The following is a 17174-nucleotide window of genomic DNA, read 5'->3' as shown; positions in this document are numbered from 1 at the left end:
ATGAAAAAGTTCAATTTTAATTTTCTCGCCATGCTAAGTTTAGCTCTAATTAGTGTAAGCTGCAATGAAGACGATCCCGATGTTCCGGGAGAAGGAGAAACCGCTACAGATAAATATATTATTGCAGCCACCCCGGTAGCTTCAGAAGGAGTAGCCGACTATTTACTTACTGCAGAAAGTGTTACCGAAGGCACAATAAGCACCCAGGGAAACGGAGTAGAACAAGACGGCACTTACCGTTATTATATTACTGCCAATAATAAGTTTTTTAGCTTGCTCTACGGCCAGGGAAACCCCGGTGCAGTAACCACCTACCAGTTAAATGAAAATGGAGCTTTAGATAAAATATCAGATTTCCAATCGGAAACTGTACATACTTTTACCAATGTAGGAGATGACGTTCTTATGAGCCGGGTTTCCAGAAACAGCGAATCGCCGGTGGCAAGCTGGTATCGCTTAGATACCGGCAACAGCCAATTTGTGGACGAAGGTGAAATTAACACGGCTGCTCTTGCGCCCGAAGGGGAACAGGCATTTTTTACCTGGATGACCCAGGTAGGCGATAAAGTTTTTGCTCCTTTTTACAGTATTAAGGCTTGTTGTAATGATAGGTTTGGAACCAATTACCCAAACCAGGCCTGGATTGCCGTGTATTCTTATCCTGAAATGGAACTGGAAAAAGTTATAAATGACGATAGGACAAGTTCTATTGGTAGGTATTTCACCAATGGGCTTAGTGTAGACGAAACGGGAGATGCCTATGCATTTTCATCATCTCTTGGCTCATCTAATGGAGATATAACCTCTACAAAACCTTCGGCAGTTACCAGGATAAACAGCGGAGAAACCGAATTCGATAAATCTTACCTTTTTGATCTGGAGCAAGCCTCAGGAGGCTACTACGTTACCAATCATATTTATAGCGGAGATGGAGACTTTGTTGTGATGATGAAAAAAGAAAAAGCAGCTTATAGTGTAGGTACGAATTTGGCGATAATCAATGTTTACGATAAGACATTTGAGTGGTTAAATGGAGTCCCTGAGCCATCAAGCATACAAAATGTAACCAGTAATAACTATGTAGATGCTAATGGAACTGTACACATTGGCATTACCACAACCGAAAGCAGTTATGTTTATAATATTAATGTTAAAACTGCAACTGCTACAAAAGGCTTAGAAGTAAAGGGAGGTAATATAACAGCTATTAGCAAGCTTAGCCCGGTAAAAGTAAATTAGTAAACCAGTTTGAATAAGCCAGAGACATTTCGGCCTTCGGGCCGAAATGCTCACCTTACTAATATAGTTTATAACTCATAATTTTATGAGGCCTACTATTAAAATTTAAAGATGATCTCACTCGCCTTTTTAATAACGCTTTTAGGTTTTATCTCCTGTTATCATAGTTCAAAGAGAGCAAAATTCAATGTAAAATATCCTGTGCAACAATGGCTAAAAAATCATCCCAAAAATGCCAATTATCTAGGGATTTTATTAATGGTATTAGGTCTGTGCATTTGTTTTTTACATTTAGGTTGGTTAGTAGGATCTCTTTATTTTTTAATGATCTTAAGCCTGGCAGCGAGTCTAAGCATACTGCTTATACCTTTAAAAATTCCGTCTCTAAAATTATGGGGCGTTTTAATTGCACTAATCTTACTTACTGAAATTTACCTCTCTTATTATGCCGGCAAATAAAAAACACTTCTCCTCTACGTGGCAACGTCTCTTAAAAATTACGGCTGGTTTTATTGGTGGATTTATCCTCACGCAAAGCTTTTTTATGATTTTCATCCAATTTTTTAAAAATGCCGCATCGCTCATTACCTTACAATTTGCAGGTTTTATAGTATGGGTTGCGTTAATGATAATCGCCTTTTTGGCTAAAAATGGCTTTAAAATATGGGGGATATACCTTCTTTTATCCGCATTTTTCGTTCTGCTTATTTATGTCATTCCCTAAATTCCCTTCAAAATGTCCAATAGAATTTACAATATTCTCTTTCATACCCACACCATTAGCGGTATAATTATAAGTGCACTTTTATATATTATTTTTTTCACCGGTTCTATTGCTTTTTTGCGAGATGAAATAAGTGCCTGGGAGCATAACAAACCTATTGAAGAAAATTACTTTAACACCATTGATTTTGATAGGTCTTTAAAGAAATTAGAAGAAAATAAAAATCTCTATGGAAGAGATATTTCCTACTCTCATCGTTATTTTGAGCGGGAAGTAAATGTTTCTATGACGCCTTCCAAAGACTCTAGCCTTACTGATGAAAGTAACGGAAGATTATCTAATTATCTTTTTATGGATATGGATTCTTTTGAAAAAAAGGACTATCAGTCTAATTATTCACTTGGTGAATTCTTCTATCGCTTACACTTTTTTGCACAGCTTAACTTTTTTGGAAGGTCTGGTTATTTACTGGCAGGTTTAGTTGCTTTCTTTTTTCTTTTTGCCATAATAACCGGTGTGCTGGTACATTGGAAAAAAATAATCTCCAACTTCTACACATTCCGCCCCATGGCCAAATGGAAAACTATTTGGACTGATGCCCATGTGGCACTGGGAATAATTGGACTTCCCTACCAGTTTATTTTTGCAGTTACCGGTTGCTATTTAATGATTGGATATATGGTAATGCTCCCGCCCGTAGAAAGCTACCTGTTTCCAGATGAACCCGGTGAAATAGCAAACATCCTAAACCTGGAAGAAGAAGTTGACAACATGAAATTCACCTATACACCAATACAAAAAGACTTTTCAATTAATCATTTTGCGGGGAAGATCCTGAAAAAATGGCCCGACCTAAAACTTAGTGAGCTTAAAATTATAAATTATGGCGACGCCAATATGTATGTACAACTAAGCGGTTCTCCCGGTTTTGATGAAAATCTGCTAGACCGGGCCTCCCAAACCTATAGAATAGCAGACGCTAAACTTATCGCCGAAAAATCTATCGACTCACCAACTTCTTACGCCCAGGGAACTTTTAACCTTTTACGCCGATTGCATTATGGTGATTATGGTGGGTATGGCCTTAAACTAATTTACCTTGTTCTGGGTTTTGTTACATGTTTTGTAATTCTTTCAGGGGTTTATATATGGCTAGTTGCCAGAAATAAAAAAAGTGTTTCAAAAAGCAAGAGAACCTTCAATAACTGGCTGGTCACTATTTATACCTCTGTTTGCCTAAGTTTATTACCAATAACTGCCATTATTTTTATAGTTATGAAGGTTTTTGGAGAAAGTTATGTTGCAGATACAGGGGGAGTACGAAAGGATCTTATTTACCAGGTGTTTTTTTGGGGATGGTTAATATTAAGCATTTTATTCACCATAAAACGAGACAATCATTTCACTAATAAAACCTGTTTAGTCTTAGGGAGTATCCTCGGTATGCTGGTTCCGGTTGCTAATGGTGTAATCACGGGTAATTGGATATGGATTTCCCTTCAAAAAGCTTATACCCAAATTTTTGTAGTTGATGTATTTTGGGTACTACTTTCTTTAACCGCTTTTTTTGCTGTTTTGAGGATATCAAAGAAAACTAAGGCGAGCGCAGCTTAAAGGCAATTACAAATTTACTCTATAATCCTTTATCCCGAGATTATTGAGACTTTCAGGCACGCCTTGAAATCAAAAAACTTTACATTTAATGCTCCATTGCCTTGCCAACGGGATAATTTATTTTTTCACCTTAAATACTTTACTTTTCCATTCAAACCTAAAAAGCTTAGCAGAATAGAATGAACAAATTTTAATGTAATATGCTCTTATTTGTTCCGGCACCACAACTGTATTTTCACACCAGTTTTGTGCAGTGCAGATTACCGGAAAATAAGCATAAAATGATTTCTAAATTTCTGTTTATTATCAAAGCTTATTCATTGGCTATGTAAGCTTGAATGATTAAAAAGCTTGTAAAAAAGTCATAAAAAAAACCGTTTCTTTTTAACGAAACGGTTTTTCTTGCTAACTCAATCAAATCACTGAAATTACCCAGCTTTCTTTTCCATTTTTTCAGGTAGAAGAATAAATTGAGAATAATTATCTTCTATTAAATATTCTTTGGCAAGCTCCTGAAGCTCCTTTGAGCTTAATTCATCGGCAAAAGAATTAAAGTCTGGAATTTTAGAAGGGTCCAGGTTGTATTTATAAGCTTCTTTTAGCTTCATAGACCAATAACTATTATAGTCCAGGCCTTCTTTTCCCCTTAAGCGTAAAGCTTCTTTTACCTTATTTAAATCTTCCTGGGTCACCCCTTCTTTTCTAATTTTATCTAATTCTACGTGTACGGCCTTTATAAGGTCCTCAACATCATCTGGAGCAGTGGTAAAGTCAATGCTTTGGCGGTACCATTTGTAAGGTATATCTGTAGCAAATGAAGCTACTCTAACACCATAAACCCCTCCTCTATTCTCTCTTAATTCTTCATATAACCTAAGCCTTATAACGTGCGTCAGTGCACTTAATAAATCTCTTTTTCTTGTAGAAAAATCAAATTTACCTGTATACCTAAGATGCACTTCAGCTTTATCTTCCTGTCCTTTATAAAAGGTTTCGTTATTCCCCTGGGTATAGCGCAATTTAATGTCTTTGCTCTTTTGCTTTATATTCTTTGAAGGTAAACTAGCAATATAAGTTTCAACATAAGGCTTTATAGAGTCCAGTTCAAAATTTCCTAAAATAAAGAAGGTAAAGCCTTTGGCAGAAGCAAAGCGTTCTTTATAAAAATCAAAAGCTTTATCTAAATTCAATCCATCTTTAATTTGTTTCGATTCTACCGGAACAGCCCTAAGATGGTTATCGCTCATTTCAATAGCGATTTTCTTACGGAAATAGCTATAAGGGGTGATTTCGTTATTTTTATAGGCTGAAACCCTTCTGTCTTTAAAAACTGAAAAGGCAGCTTCGTCTTTATTAGGATTGGTAAAAGAAAGATGTATCATTTTTAACATCGTTTCTAAATCTTTAGTAGAGCTCTCTCCAGAGATTAGTTCTTCATAAAAGTTTATATAATTTTTAACTGAAACTGTCTTTCCCATATTCAGTTTTCTCAATCCGCTTTCAGAAATATTATTTAAACCGCTTTTATTGATTATACCTGCTGCAAAACGTGCAGAAATATAGTCTTCATCGGGAGCTAAAGAACTACCGCCGGGACGAACAGCACTAATGCTTATAACATCATTTTGTAATTTTGTAGGTTTCAAAACTACTGTTACCCCGTTTGATAATTCCCATTCGGTAACATTAATATCTTTATTGTAAGAAGTACTTTTAACCTTTCCCGGTTTTGGTTCCCAGGACATTAATTCATCTACTTTTAAATCGTCTTCATAGGGTTCTAATTTCAAATCTTTTACAGATTCAAACCACTGTACCAAAGTTTCCTCTCCCGGAAGTTTTAAATCATCTTTTTCCGGTCCTGCTAGGATTAAGCTTATATTCTCATCGCCTATCCATTTCTCACTTAAGGCATTTACTTCTTCCAGGCTAATTGTAGGAAGCTGGTCTTTGTAAAAATTGTAGGTAAATTCACTACCCGGAATTGGATCACCTTCTATAAAATGATCTACATAATCTTCAACATAACTACGAGAATTGATTTTTCCTTCTTCCTTTCTAACCAGGTTTGCACGATTAAGAAGTTGTTTTTTATAGCGATCTAATTCACTTTGGTTAAAGCCATAACGTTTAGCCCGTTCACTTTCTTTAAGCGTAGCAATAATACCTTCTTTAATCTGGTCTTCTTTAAGGGTAGCACTTACAAAATATGAATTCTTATCGGCTAGAAAATTCCCCATTCCTCCTTTAATTTCAATAACAGGAGCTCTTCCTTCTTCCCTGGCCTCTTCCATTCGCAGGTTTAACATACCGGTATACAACCTACCCACTAAGGTTTTGCGGTAATCTTCTAAAGTTTCGGTGTTGTTTTTCTGTTTTTTATAATAAGCAAAAAACTTAAGGGATGATACCTCGGGATCTGTAAAAATACCGGCCTTTAATTCCTTATTATCAGGTATACCATATTGGGTTCGTGGCTTAGGACTGGTTGGGTTCTTCAAGTCCCCAAAATTTTGTATTATTTTTTGTTTGGTTTCTTCTACATCAATATCCCCAACTACCATTAAAGCCATTAGATCTGGTCTATACCAATCTCTATAAAATTTTCTAAGCTCTTCGTAATCAGCATTAAGAATAACGTCTAATTTTCCAATAGGAAGCCTTTCGGCGTGCCGGGCATTATTTGTAATTAAAGGTATATAACTGTTAAAAAGTCGGCGTGAACCTATAAGTCCGCTTCTCAATTCTTCTGCAATCACGCCACGTTCCTCATCTATGTCTTTTTCTGCCAGGGTTATACCATCACTCCAGTCTCTTAAAATCTCAATACCTTTATCATAAACCTCTTCATCATCTGTTGGCAGTGTTAGCTTATAAACGGTCTCATCAAAACTGGTGTGCGCATTAAGGTCGGCACCAAATAGTACTCCCAGATTTTCCAGGTAGTCAATAAGTTCATTTTTTTCAAAATTACGGGTTCCATTAAATGCCATGTGCTCAAGAAAGTGGGCAAGACCTTGTTGTTCTTCGGTTTCCAGTAAGGAACCTGCATTTATAACCAGGCGTAATTCTGCTTTGTTCTCTGTTTTGGGATTATGTTTAATATAGTAAGTTAAACCGTTATCAAGCTTTCCAGTAGTTATAGAAGGATCTATAGGAACCTTTTTAGTTAGGTCCTGGGCAACTAGATTGGTTAGGGCACAAAAAAGCAGTATCCCCGTAAGGAATTTTAATTTACTCATATAGTTTATCTTTAAAAAATGATTTTTATAAACACCCAAAAAGCAGATGTATACCTTTGATTTAGAGGCTTTTTTTTTACTTTTTGGGCATTGTATTATTAATAACCAGGATTCTGGTCTGAAAGGTTTAATTCTGAATTTCCAAAAATTTCATCTTCCGGTATTGGTAAAATGAATTGGTTTTTATTTGTTACTTCCGGCTTTAGCTCCATAATTTTATTAAATCTAATCGCAGCAAACCATTCGGTACCATTTTCAAAAGCAAGTTCTTTCACATATTCCTGAAAGATCTCTTCTTTTACAGCCTCGATAGTAGTTGCTTCAGAAGGTGCCAAACCTGCTCTTAAACGAATTGCATTAAGTGGTTCCTGAATATCTTCAAGCGCAGCATTTTCAAATGCCAGGGCTTCAGCTTTAATTAAGTACATTTGAGCCAATCTAAGAAAGTAAGTAGGCCTAAAAGTTTCCTCATTATTTACCTTCAGAATTTTAAGCCCATCATAGGTAAACTCCTGCCTGGGGTCTCCTTCCATCATTTCAGGATACCAGCTGTTACCGGTTTTTCCTGAATAAAATCGCTTTCGGTTATTGTCTTCAGTGTCTGAATCTGGACTTCTATGGGTAAGAAGAATAATTTCAGAAGAATTTAATCCATTATTAAACACTGTAGGAAAATCTGGCTCCAATTGCCTAACCTGGCTTTCTATAACCTCGTTTGCCATACTGGCTGCACCACTATAGTTCCCCATGAACAAAAGCACACGAGCTTTTAATGCCTTAGCCGCAGTTTTAGAAGCTCTATGGTTTACCGAAAAATCTGGAGCATTAGCGATGGCATAATCTAAATCTGACAATATCTGCTCGTAGGTAGCGGCCACGCTGCTTCTAGCTTTATTACGGGTAACAAAGTTTACCGGTTCTGTACGAATAATAATTCCATATTCACTATCTAAATCGTAGAACTCACCGAAATACCTTAATAAATCAAAGCTACTCATTGCCCTTAAAAAATGAGCTTCGCCAATAATTTCAGACTTGGTATTCCCCGAAAATTCTTCATCGGGCAATTCCTCTACAAGAGCTATGGTATTATTAGCTGCATCCAGTACTTTGTACTTAATTTGCCAGAAACTTTTTAATTCACTATTGTCAAAAAGAACGCTGTTGGTCACAAAAGCTGAATTTCCGTCACCAAAACCAATGTAGCTCATAGATCCGCTAAGGCCAGCGGGAACTAATTCTGAGTACATATAATAATGCGCACTTGAGAAAGAAATTATTGTACTGTAAACACCATTCAATAATGCTTTTGCGTCATTCTCATTTTTCACTACATTCTCGGGAACCAAATTATTTGGTGGGTCCTGATCTAAGACATCGGTTAGTTCACAGGATGCCATTAGGAATATTGATAATATAGGTATTATTATTTTTTTCATCATATAGTTTTTAAAATCCAATTTTCACTCCTGCCGTAAATACTCTAGATATAGGATACCTGTTATTGTCTCTTCCTGCACTTATATCGTTATTATACAAGTTAGAAGCTTCAGGATCTGCACCAGGGTAGTTGGTAAAGGTTAACAAGTTTTGTCCGGTAACGTATATAGTGGCACTATTTACAAACCCAAACTTGTTCAAAGCTTCCTTAGAAAACACATATTGAAGGTTTACGGTTTTTAAACGTAGGAAAGAAGCATCATATACATAATAGCTTGAAATACGATCGTTATTATTTGGATCTCCATAAACTGCCCTTGGCTGGTTGGTTGGGTTTTCTGGGGTCCAGGCATTAAGCACTTCAGTAGTCTTATTTTCACCAAAATATGAATTGGCAAAATTTATAGACCTTGCCTGGTTAAACCAATGTAAATCATTCCCTACTGAAAAATTGAATAAGGTAGTAAGTGAGAAGCCTTTATAGCTAAAGGTATTGGTAAACCCTCCAAAGAAATCGGGTTGGGTATCACCAATAACCTCCTGGTCCTGGGCATTCACCACCCCATCATTGTTAAGATCTGCAAATTGAAGGTCACCTGGAGACGTCCCGGCCTCTTGGTAAATTCCGGTAGGAGAATTAGCATTTAGCCCATCAATCTCGCTTTGTTCCTGAAAAATACCTTCTGACACATAACCGTAGATAAGTCCTATTGGGCTTCCTTCCCTAAGTAAACCTCCACCGCCAAAGCCAGATACAAAACCATCTTCATCTTTAAAGTCATCAGAAATTTCGGTTAATTTATTCGTGTTTTTATTGGCATTTAAGCCAAGGCGCCAGTTAAAACTACCTGATCTAATTATATCGGCATTTATTTCAAACTCAACACCCTTGTTACTGGTATTACCTACATTGGCCTTTACAGAAGAAAAACCTGTACTACCCGGGCTAATGGCTGTAAAAATAGCATCCTCGGTATTCTTTTCATAATAACCAATAGTACCGCTAAGCCTATCATCAAAAAGGGAGTAATCAACTCCAAGGTCAAATTGTTTACTGCGTTCCCATTTTAAGCGATCATTTCCTAACTGGTTAAGTACAATAGCGGGCATATCTCCATAATCATCTGTTGCATAAAGCGTTCTCCACTGGTAAGGAGAAAAGTCCTGTTGCCCCGTAACACCCCAACTAGTCCTTAACTTAAGTTCATTAACTGTATTAGAGTTTTTAAGGAAAGCTTCTTCTGAAAGTCTCCATCCCACTGCAGCCGCAGGGAAAAAAGCGTGGGTATTTTCTTTGGCAAATTTGGAAGAACCATCTACCCTGGCCGATAAGCTTAGTAAATATCTGGAATCAAAATTATAATTGAATCTTCCAAAATAAGACTCCAAACCATAAGCCGTTTTATTAGAGGAAGCGTCCCTACTTACTGTAGCGCTAGAGATGTTGGTAAGCACATCGTTAAAATAACCGGTTCCCCAGCCTTTAAGCAAAGAAGTTTTATTTTGCTCAAATGAAGCACCAATTACTGTATTTATTTGGTGAACTTCATTAAAAACTTTATCATATCTTAATGTATTTTCCCACATAAGGTTAGAAAACTTACTGGAGCTCTGTTGGGCATATCCATCGCCTTCTCCTGTAAAACTACTCCACCCACCTCTAAAGGTGAATTTTGGATAGAAACTTGCTTGCGAACCATCGTTGTAGTTTAATGCAATAAGGGATTTTGCAGTTAAACCATCGGTAATTTCCAATTCTGCAAATAAAGAAGTAAGCAGTAATAGGGTTTGGTTATTATTGGTAGCCTGGGCTAAAGCTGCCGGGCTTTCGCTTGCATAACCACTGGAAAAAGAATAGTTTCCATCAGTATCAAAAATTGGCAAATCTGGTCTAAAGGTGTACATTCTATCAATTAATGATCTATCAAGCGCATCCTGGTTTGTATATGAAATGCTAGACTGAACTCCAATACTCAATGCATTGTTAACTTTAGTATCCAGATTAAGCTTAAACGAATATCTATCGAAGTTTGATCCTTCAAAAGCCCCCTCCTGTGTATTGGCTCCTATTGCTGAAAAATATCGGGTATTTTCACTACCACCCTGCACACTTAAATTAAAATTCGAGATTACCGAACTAGAAGGAGAAAGTACTTCTTCCCAATTGGTATTGGCATTTCCAAAATAAGAACCATCTAAAACATTTCTAGTGTAAGAATTATCTAAGATACCGTTTTCTACTGCGGTAGTAGTAATTGCTTTAAATTGTTCAGCATTTAAAACATCAAGGGTTTTGGCTTCCTGCGAGCTTAAAGAATAGTCTATATTAAATCGGGGAGCCTGGGAGAAATTCCCTGATTTGGTTTCAATTATTATTACCCCATTGGCTGCACGAGAACCGTAAATGGCCCCGGCAGATGCATCTTTTAATACAGTAATAGAAGCAATATCGTTCGCATTAATATTTCCAATGGGTGTATTTAGGCCTTGCGCCTCCAGCACACCACCCAGTCCCTGGCCTTCTCTACCACCTACCGGGATATTACTATTAGGAACCACCGGAATACCATCAATTACATAAAGCGGTTGATTTGAGCCCTGTAAGGAAGTTGTTCCCCTAATTCTAATCCTGGCAGGTGCCCCGGGTTGCCCGGTAGCTCCAGAAACATAAACTCCGGGAATTTGACCTTGCAAAGCATGGTCTAGATTTATGTTGGGAGATTGCATTCGAATATTCTCCATATTTACCGTACTCACCGCACCGGTTAAATTCTGTCGTTCTGTAGTACCATATCCTACTACCACCACTTCATTAAGATTACCAAGATCTGCTTGTAGGGTTATTTCATAGAAATTCTTATCGGTTATCTCAACTTCTTTACTTTTATAACCTACAAAAGAAATATTTAAAACAGCCTCATTTGGTACTGCCAGGCTAAATTCACCGTCGAAATTAGCGGTAGTACCGCGGTTCATACCCTTAACAGTAATTGTAGCGCCCAATAGCGGAACTCCCTTTTCATCTAAAACCTTTCCGCTAATTTCCCTTTGTTGCGATTGGGGCTCCCGGGAGCTAGACTTTAACGGAATATCTTTTTTGGTTAGAATTATTTGCTCCTTTAAAATTTCGAAATTAATAGCTGTATTCTTGAACAGCATCTCCAGAACGGTTTTAACTTCTTGATTTGAAACATCTAAGGAAACTTTTCGCTCTAAATCAATTATAGAGTTTTCATAAAAGATATTATAAGAAGTCTTTGCTTCTATCTCTTCAAACACCTGTGCCAGAGAGACTTTTTCCAGATGTATTGAAACTTTTTCCTGCCCATAAGTATTGGCATTAATTGGGAAAAGAGAAAGCATGAAAAATAAAAAGGAAAGTTTAAGCGATAACCTTTTACACTTTGGTTCGGTAGCTCCGAACAAAGCTAATATTTTTTTCATAATTTTGTTTTTAGTTTAAGAATTGAGGAAATTTTTAAATAATTTGTATTTTAAATCGGGAAATGTTCCAGCATTTTCCGATTTTCTCTTTTTGTAGCCTTATGTCATATTAATTATTTTTTGGATTAATGGTAACTTTATCGTTGTTTATACTAAAATTGAAGGAGGCGGCTCTCTGAAAGGTTTTAAAAACTTCTTCTATAGACTCATTTCTAAAACGCCCGGTAAAGCTTTGCTGTAATAGATCCTTATTTTTACAATCTATACTAACATTGTAGTGTCTTTCAAGTTTACGTTGAATTGTGCTAAACTTTTCGTTTCTAAAAAGCATAATTCCTTTAGTCCATGCGATATGGTCGGTGGCATTGGTATTAACACTGTGCAAAGAATTCTTGGATTTTTGAAATACAGCCATTTCATTAGGCTTAAGCACACTTGTATGCTGTAATCCCTCTGTAGAAACCTGCACTGAACCTTCCAGCAATGCAATATTTTCATCCTTATCGCCAGGATAAGCCGAAACATTAAACTTTGTCCCTAAAACCTGTGTTCTGGTATGATTTGAATTTACTATAAATGGTTCGTCGGGGTTTGAGACCACTTCAAAATACGCTTCCCCCTCAAGGTAAACCTCACGGCCTTTCCCTTTTAGAAAAGTTTTTGGATACTTTAAAGAAGACCCCGCATTAATTATAGTCGTGGAACCATCAGATAAAACCAATGTTACCGATTTTCCAAAAGGCACACGTATGGTATTAAATTCCAACTTTTCATTTGAAGGCTTGCTTTTTGGTGTATACAACAATTTCCCCTTTTTATAAGTAAAATCTGAATGTTCTACCAGGTCTTCTTGTGAATCTAATGTTCTTATACTCCCATCTTCCAACTCAATGGTTATTTCAGGACTATCTTGCGTATCAGCGGGCAGGTTAAAAAACCAGATTGACACGCCAAGTATTCCAATAAAGATGGCTGCATATTTTAAAAATGCAGTCAATTTAAAACGTGACTGTTTTTCAACACTCACCTGTTTCATAATCTCTTTCAGAACCAATTCCCTTTTTTCACGGGGTAAATCATTAGGCTTAGGATCATTCCATTCATCCAGCAAAAAAGCCTCAAGCTCTTCAAAAGAATCCTTTTCGAAGTAATTCTTTAAAACATTAATTTCATGACGAGTACAATTACCTTCAAAGAATTTTTCTAATAAAATGTGAATATTTTGAGACATTGGTTACAAGTGTTTCTATAAGGTTTACGATGCCCATCTAGAAAATCACTAGTTCCAAATGTTAAAATTTTAAGTTTTTATAGTATTGGAAAGAAAAAGCCGAACAGCCTACTATTCTTTTTTAAAAACTTCATGGCTGTTGAAAAGTGGCTGGAAACGGTATGTTTAGAAATACCTAACTTAGAAGCAACTTCATTATAAGTATATCCCTGAAATTTAATTAATTTAAAAATTTCTTGCTGTCGTTTAGGGAGTTGCTCTAATAGGCCATTCAATTTTTTTAGCTGATCATTTTCACTAGAAGTTGTAGGGTTCCTGGCTTGCTCCTGGTGTAATTTGTATTCCCTCAATAGCTTTTCTTCGTTTACTTTTTTTCGAAAATGGTCAAAAACAACATTCTTGGTAATAACATACAACTGCTGATCTAAAGGGAGTTCCAGGTTAATGCTACTACGGTTTTTCCATATTTTTAAAAAGGAGTCCTGCACCAGGTCCAGGGCAACACTTTCATTTTTCACGAACTTTATGGCAACGGCATATACTTTAGAAAAATACAGGTTGTAAATTTCCTCTAATGCTTTTGAATCTCCGTTCTTCAGTTTTTTTTGCAGCATTTTTAAACCTTTTACGCCAGGTATAGGCACTCATAATGTTTGCAATAGTTAACAAAATGCTAATATACTATTTCCAAAGTTTTATTTTATTTTTCTAAAAGCTATAAATTGAGGAAAATTTATATGGCTTATAAATAGTTTTATAGAACCTATTTATATTTTCTTTAAAGAAGACCCTGCTAACAATGCGTAAACCCACTTAAGTAAAAAAGTCATAAAAAGAACAAGAGATGTAAACTGGAAAGAATCATTTTTTTTACTTGAACAAATTTTACTCATTTTAATCAACAGCTATTAATATCGGCTAAAGTGGGTTGTAAGTAACCGGTTAAAATTTCCGGACTGAAAAATAAACCTGGCAGATTGAGATACCATGATATAAAAAGACTGCCTGAAAAGCCTTAAAAATTCACCTTGAGCTTTTTAAACTGAAATAAATCCAGTTTGGTGAAAATTAGCCTTTCAGACAGCCTTAATTTGTTATTGTTAACCAAAAATACTTTTTCAGTTAACTACCTCGGGGTGTTACACCCTTTGGCAGTGTCAATAAAATTCCAACTAAGCCTCTTCAACCGCCTTTATTATTTTTTGGCGGCCTATAAAATACACCCAGGATAGCCTTTAATTTTTCCTGTAAATTTTGGTTGCGATACTCTGTTTTTAAAGCCTTCATACATTTAGCGCAAAGGCAACTTTCATAAAGTTTATGTATGTATTCCAGTTCTTCATTATCCAGTACCACTTGAGAGCATTGGCAAAGTTCTATAGAGCCAACTTTACATTCAAAGGCTGTTTTACATCTTGGGCAGTATTTTTCTTCGTGCTTCATGGATATTTATAAAAAAAGTTGGTTTTAATTCTCCACCAAAGCAGTTCTTGCCATTTTTGCGGCATTAACCATTGCTTTTAATGCAGCTTCAGTTTCTTCCCATTTCCTGGTTTTTAAACCACAATCTGGATTTACCCAAAGTTGTTCTGCAGGGATTACTTTTTCTGCTTTTTTTAGCAAAGTAAGCATTTCTTCGGCGGCAGGAACCCTGGGGGAATGTATATCATAAACCCCCGGACCAATTTCATTGGGATACTCAAAATCAGAAAAAATTTCCAGCAACTCCATTTGCGATCGGGAGCACTCAATGGTAATCACATCTGCATCCATATTTGCTATACTCTCCATAATATCATTAAACTCAGAATAGCACATGTGTGTATGAATTTGAGTAGAATCTTTTACCCCTGCCGATGCTAATTTAAAACAAGTAACCGCCCAATTTAAATATTCTTTCCAGCCGGATATCCGTAGCGGTAATCCTTCTCTAATGGCAGGTTCGTCAATTTGAATTATTTGAATCCCGGCCTGCTCTAAATCTTTTACTTCTTCACGAATAGCCAAAGCTATTTGTTTACAAGTGGCAGATCTTGGTTGATCGTCTCTAACAAAGGACCATTGCAAGATTGTTACAGGCCCCGTCAACATTCCTTTAACCCATTTATCGGTTAAAGATTGCGCATATTGAGACCAATAAACCGTCATGGCTTCTGGCCTGGAGACATCTCCATATATAATAGGAGGCTTAACACATCGGCTACCGTAACTTTGTACCCAGGCTTTTTTGGTAAACAGAAAACCATCTAATTGCTCTCCAAAATATTCTACCATGTCGTTACGCTCATATTCTCCATGTACAAGAACATCTAGACCTATTTCTTCCTGCCATTTTATGGCATTTTGGGTTTCTTTTTTTAGTAAACTATCATATTCTTCTGCTGATAATTTTCCTTTTTTTAATTGAGCCCTCCAACTCCTCACTTCTTTGGTTTGCGGAAACGAACCAATGGTGGTGGTAGCAAACAAAGGCAAATCCAATACTCTCTGCTGCTCAATCTTTCTTATGCTGAAGGAGTTGGATCTTTGTGAGTCTTTTTCTGAAATTTGACTCACCGCATCTTTCACCTTTTTGTTGTGAATTACCTCTGAAGTTTTTCTACTCTTAACAGCCTCTAAATTCTCTTTAAACTCCTTTAAAAGGGGCGCTTCAGTACTACCGGTAGCCAAAGCCCGAAGAGTTTTTAATTCTCTTACTTTTTGCCGGGCAAAGGCCATCCAGTTCTTAATTTCAGGGTTTATTTCAGTCTCCAAATCAAGATCGTATGGAACATGTAACAACGAACAGGAAGGAGCCAGTAGCAATCTATCAGAACCTATTTTATCCTGTGCCTTTTGAATAAGATGAAGGGAATTTTCAAAATCATTTTTCCAAATATTACGTCCATCTACTATCCCGAGCGATAAATTTAAGCTAGCAGGAATTTCTTCAAGCACCCTGTCTAATTGTGATGGGCATCGCACCAAATCCAGGTGTAACACATCTACCGGAAGCTTTAGAGCCAGGGCAAGATTGTCGTTAAGGCCTTCAAAATAAGTGCTGAGAACAAATCTAAGTTTAGGGAATTTTTTTCTAAGCTCATTATATACAAAAGAGTAGGCATCCCTGGCTTTCTCATCTAGATCTAAAGCTAGAAAAGGCTCGTCAAACTGAATCCATTGTGCTCCTTCTTCCTGTAATTGAGTTAAAAGCTCCTGATAAACCGGCAATAGTTTTTCTGCAAGGTCTATTTTATCAAAACCTCCCTCTTTTTCTTTTCCCAAAAGAAGGTATGTAACCAGTCCAATAATTACAGGTTTAGGCTGAACCCCAGTTTCCTTTGCCTCCTTAAATTCGTTGAGAATCTTATTGGAGTTAAGCTTAAAATGCTGATTTTTGGAAAATTCAGGAACGATATAATGATAATTGGTATCGAACCATTTGGTCATTTCCATGGCGGTAATATCTAAGCCATCTTTTTGATAGCCTCTGGCCATCGCAAAATATAAATCAAGATTGGTTAAATCACTTCTACTTTCAATCTCCCTATAACGTTCAGGAATAGCTCCTACGGTAAGGCTCATATCCAAAACCTGGTCATAATAAGAAAAATCGTTACAGGGAATTAGATCAATTCCTTCGTCTTTTTGAAGCTTCCAGTTTTCATGGCGGCTTTTTTTTCCTACCTGAAGAAGATCCTGAAGTTCACTTTTGCCTGACCAATATTGCTCGCAGGCTTTTTTGAGTTCTCTGTTGCTACCAATTCGCGGATAGCCAAGAATGTGCGTTTGCATTTCTAACTTTTAATAATTAAACAATTTGTTTTAAAAGTCTTTATAAATGCTTCGTAATGCCAGGCGATAAGAAAAAAAAGGAGAAAGAAGATACACCCAAAAAGACATACTTCTCCTGTAAAATAAAAAGTATTATAACGGGTACATCTCTAAGACCTAAGCTTCAAACCGCGAAAGCATTGTCCAATCAGAATAGGCAGGTCTCCTGACTTGTAACGGCTGCTGTCATCCTTCCCGCGTTATGCAGTGGATAATTCTTTGGACAGTAGCTTTATTATGTTACTTACAGTTGCGCGACAGTTCGTGATTCTCACACGATTCCCTATTAATCTACCTTAAGTAAAACCTTTTCTGTTTGATGAAGTATGCTAAAGAACTTATGCGGGATAAAACTAGGGATTATTTATTTAATTTCAAGACTTTCATTGAGCTTAAATAGGGTTCTTGTCACTTAACACCCGAAAGA

At 36.6% G+C, this 17174-nt stretch carries 11 protein-coding genes and 1 riboswitch; of the genes, 4 read left to right on the top strand and 7 right to left on the bottom strand.

The window, feature by feature from the left end; genetic code table 11:
• The 4 genes from GUB10_RS13675 (at nucleotide 1) to GUB10_RS13660 (ending at nucleotide 3577) form a co-directional block, all read left to right on the top strand.
• Entirely contained in the window at nucleotides 1-1239 is a 1239-nt protein-coding gene (locus GUB10_RS13675) for a DUF4374 domain-containing protein (RefSeq protein WP_193712023.1), read from the top strand.
• 111 nt (nucleotides 1240-1350) lie between these two features.
• Nucleotides 1351-1698: a DUF3325 family protein gene (locus GUB10_RS13670; RefSeq protein WP_193712022.1), complete on the top strand. Its 348-nt coding sequence runs from the start codon at nucleotides 1351-1353 to the stop codon at nucleotides 1696-1698.
• A complete protein-coding gene (locus GUB10_RS13665; RefSeq protein WP_193712021.1) occupies nucleotides 1685-1963 on the top strand; it encodes a hypothetical protein in 279 nt (92 codons plus the stop codon). The genes GUB10_RS13670 and GUB10_RS13665 overlap by 14 nt, the downstream gene beginning before the upstream one ends.
• A gap of 12 nt (nucleotides 1964-1975) precedes the next feature.
• On the top strand, nucleotides 1976-3577 hold the full coding sequence (locus GUB10_RS13660; protein ID WP_193712020.1) for a PepSY domain-containing protein: 1602 nt from the start codon (nucleotides 1976-1978) through the stop codon (nucleotides 3575-3577).
• A gap of 428 nt (nucleotides 3578-4005) precedes the next feature.
• Here the strand turns inward: GUB10_RS13660 and GUB10_RS13655 are convergent, their stop codons facing one another.
• From GUB10_RS13655 to metE, 7 genes are all read right to left on the bottom strand, one after another.
• Complete coding sequence (locus GUB10_RS13655; protein ID WP_193712019.1) at nucleotides 4006-6819, bottom strand: pitrilysin family protein; 2814 nt, start codon at nucleotides 6817-6819, stop codon at nucleotides 4006-4008.
• 98 nt (nucleotides 6820-6917) lie between these two features.
• On the bottom strand, nucleotides 6918-8258 hold the full coding sequence (locus GUB10_RS13650) for a RagB/SusD family nutrient uptake outer membrane protein (RefSeq protein WP_193712018.1): 1341 nt from the start codon (nucleotides 8256-8258) through the stop codon (nucleotides 6918-6920).
• 10 nt (nucleotides 8259-8268) lie between these two features.
• Nucleotides 8269-11703: a TonB-dependent receptor gene (locus tag GUB10_RS13645; RefSeq protein WP_193712017.1), complete on the bottom strand. Its 3435-nt coding sequence runs from the start codon at nucleotides 11701-11703 to the stop codon at nucleotides 8269-8271.
• Between the two features lie 109 nt (nucleotides 11704-11812).
• The gene (locus tag GUB10_RS13640; protein WP_193712016.1) at nucleotides 11813-12934 is read right to left on the bottom strand and encodes a FecR family protein; all 1122 of its coding nucleotides are present in this window, start codon (nucleotides 12932-12934) and stop codon (nucleotides 11813-11815) included.
• Between the two features lie 77 nt (nucleotides 12935-13011).
• Nucleotides 13012-13548, bottom strand: a complete 537-nt coding sequence (locus tag GUB10_RS13635; RefSeq protein WP_193712015.1) for an RNA polymerase sigma factor — start codon at nucleotides 13546-13548, stop codon at nucleotides 13012-13014.
• Between the two features lie 568 nt (nucleotides 13549-14116).
• The gene (locus GUB10_RS13630; RefSeq protein ID WP_193712014.1) at nucleotides 14117-14377 is read right to left on the bottom strand and encodes a cysteine-rich CWC family protein; all 261 of its coding nucleotides are present in this window, start codon (nucleotides 14375-14377) and stop codon (nucleotides 14117-14119) included.
• A gap of 24 nt (nucleotides 14378-14401) precedes the next feature.
• Nucleotides 14402-16708 carry a 5-methyltetrahydropteroyltriglutamate--homocysteine S-methyltransferase gene (gene metE / locus GUB10_RS13625; RefSeq protein ID WP_193712013.1) on the bottom strand — a complete coding sequence of 769 codons (2307 nt, stop codon included), beginning with the start codon at nucleotides 16706-16708 and terminating at the stop codon, nucleotides 14402-14404.
• A 177-nt stretch (nucleotides 16709-16885) separates the two neighbouring features.
• Nucleotides 16886-17073: riboswitch (cobalamin riboswitch) on the bottom strand.
• Between the last annotated feature and the right edge of the window lie 101 nt (nucleotides 17074-17174).

The organism is Salegentibacter sp. BLCTC (assembly GCF_015143665.1).
In the GTDB taxonomy this organism is placed as follows: domain Bacteria; phylum Bacteroidota; class Bacteroidia; order Flavobacteriales; family Flavobacteriaceae; genus Salegentibacter; species Salegentibacter maritimus.
This window is presented reverse-complemented; position numbering and strand designations above follow the sequence as displayed.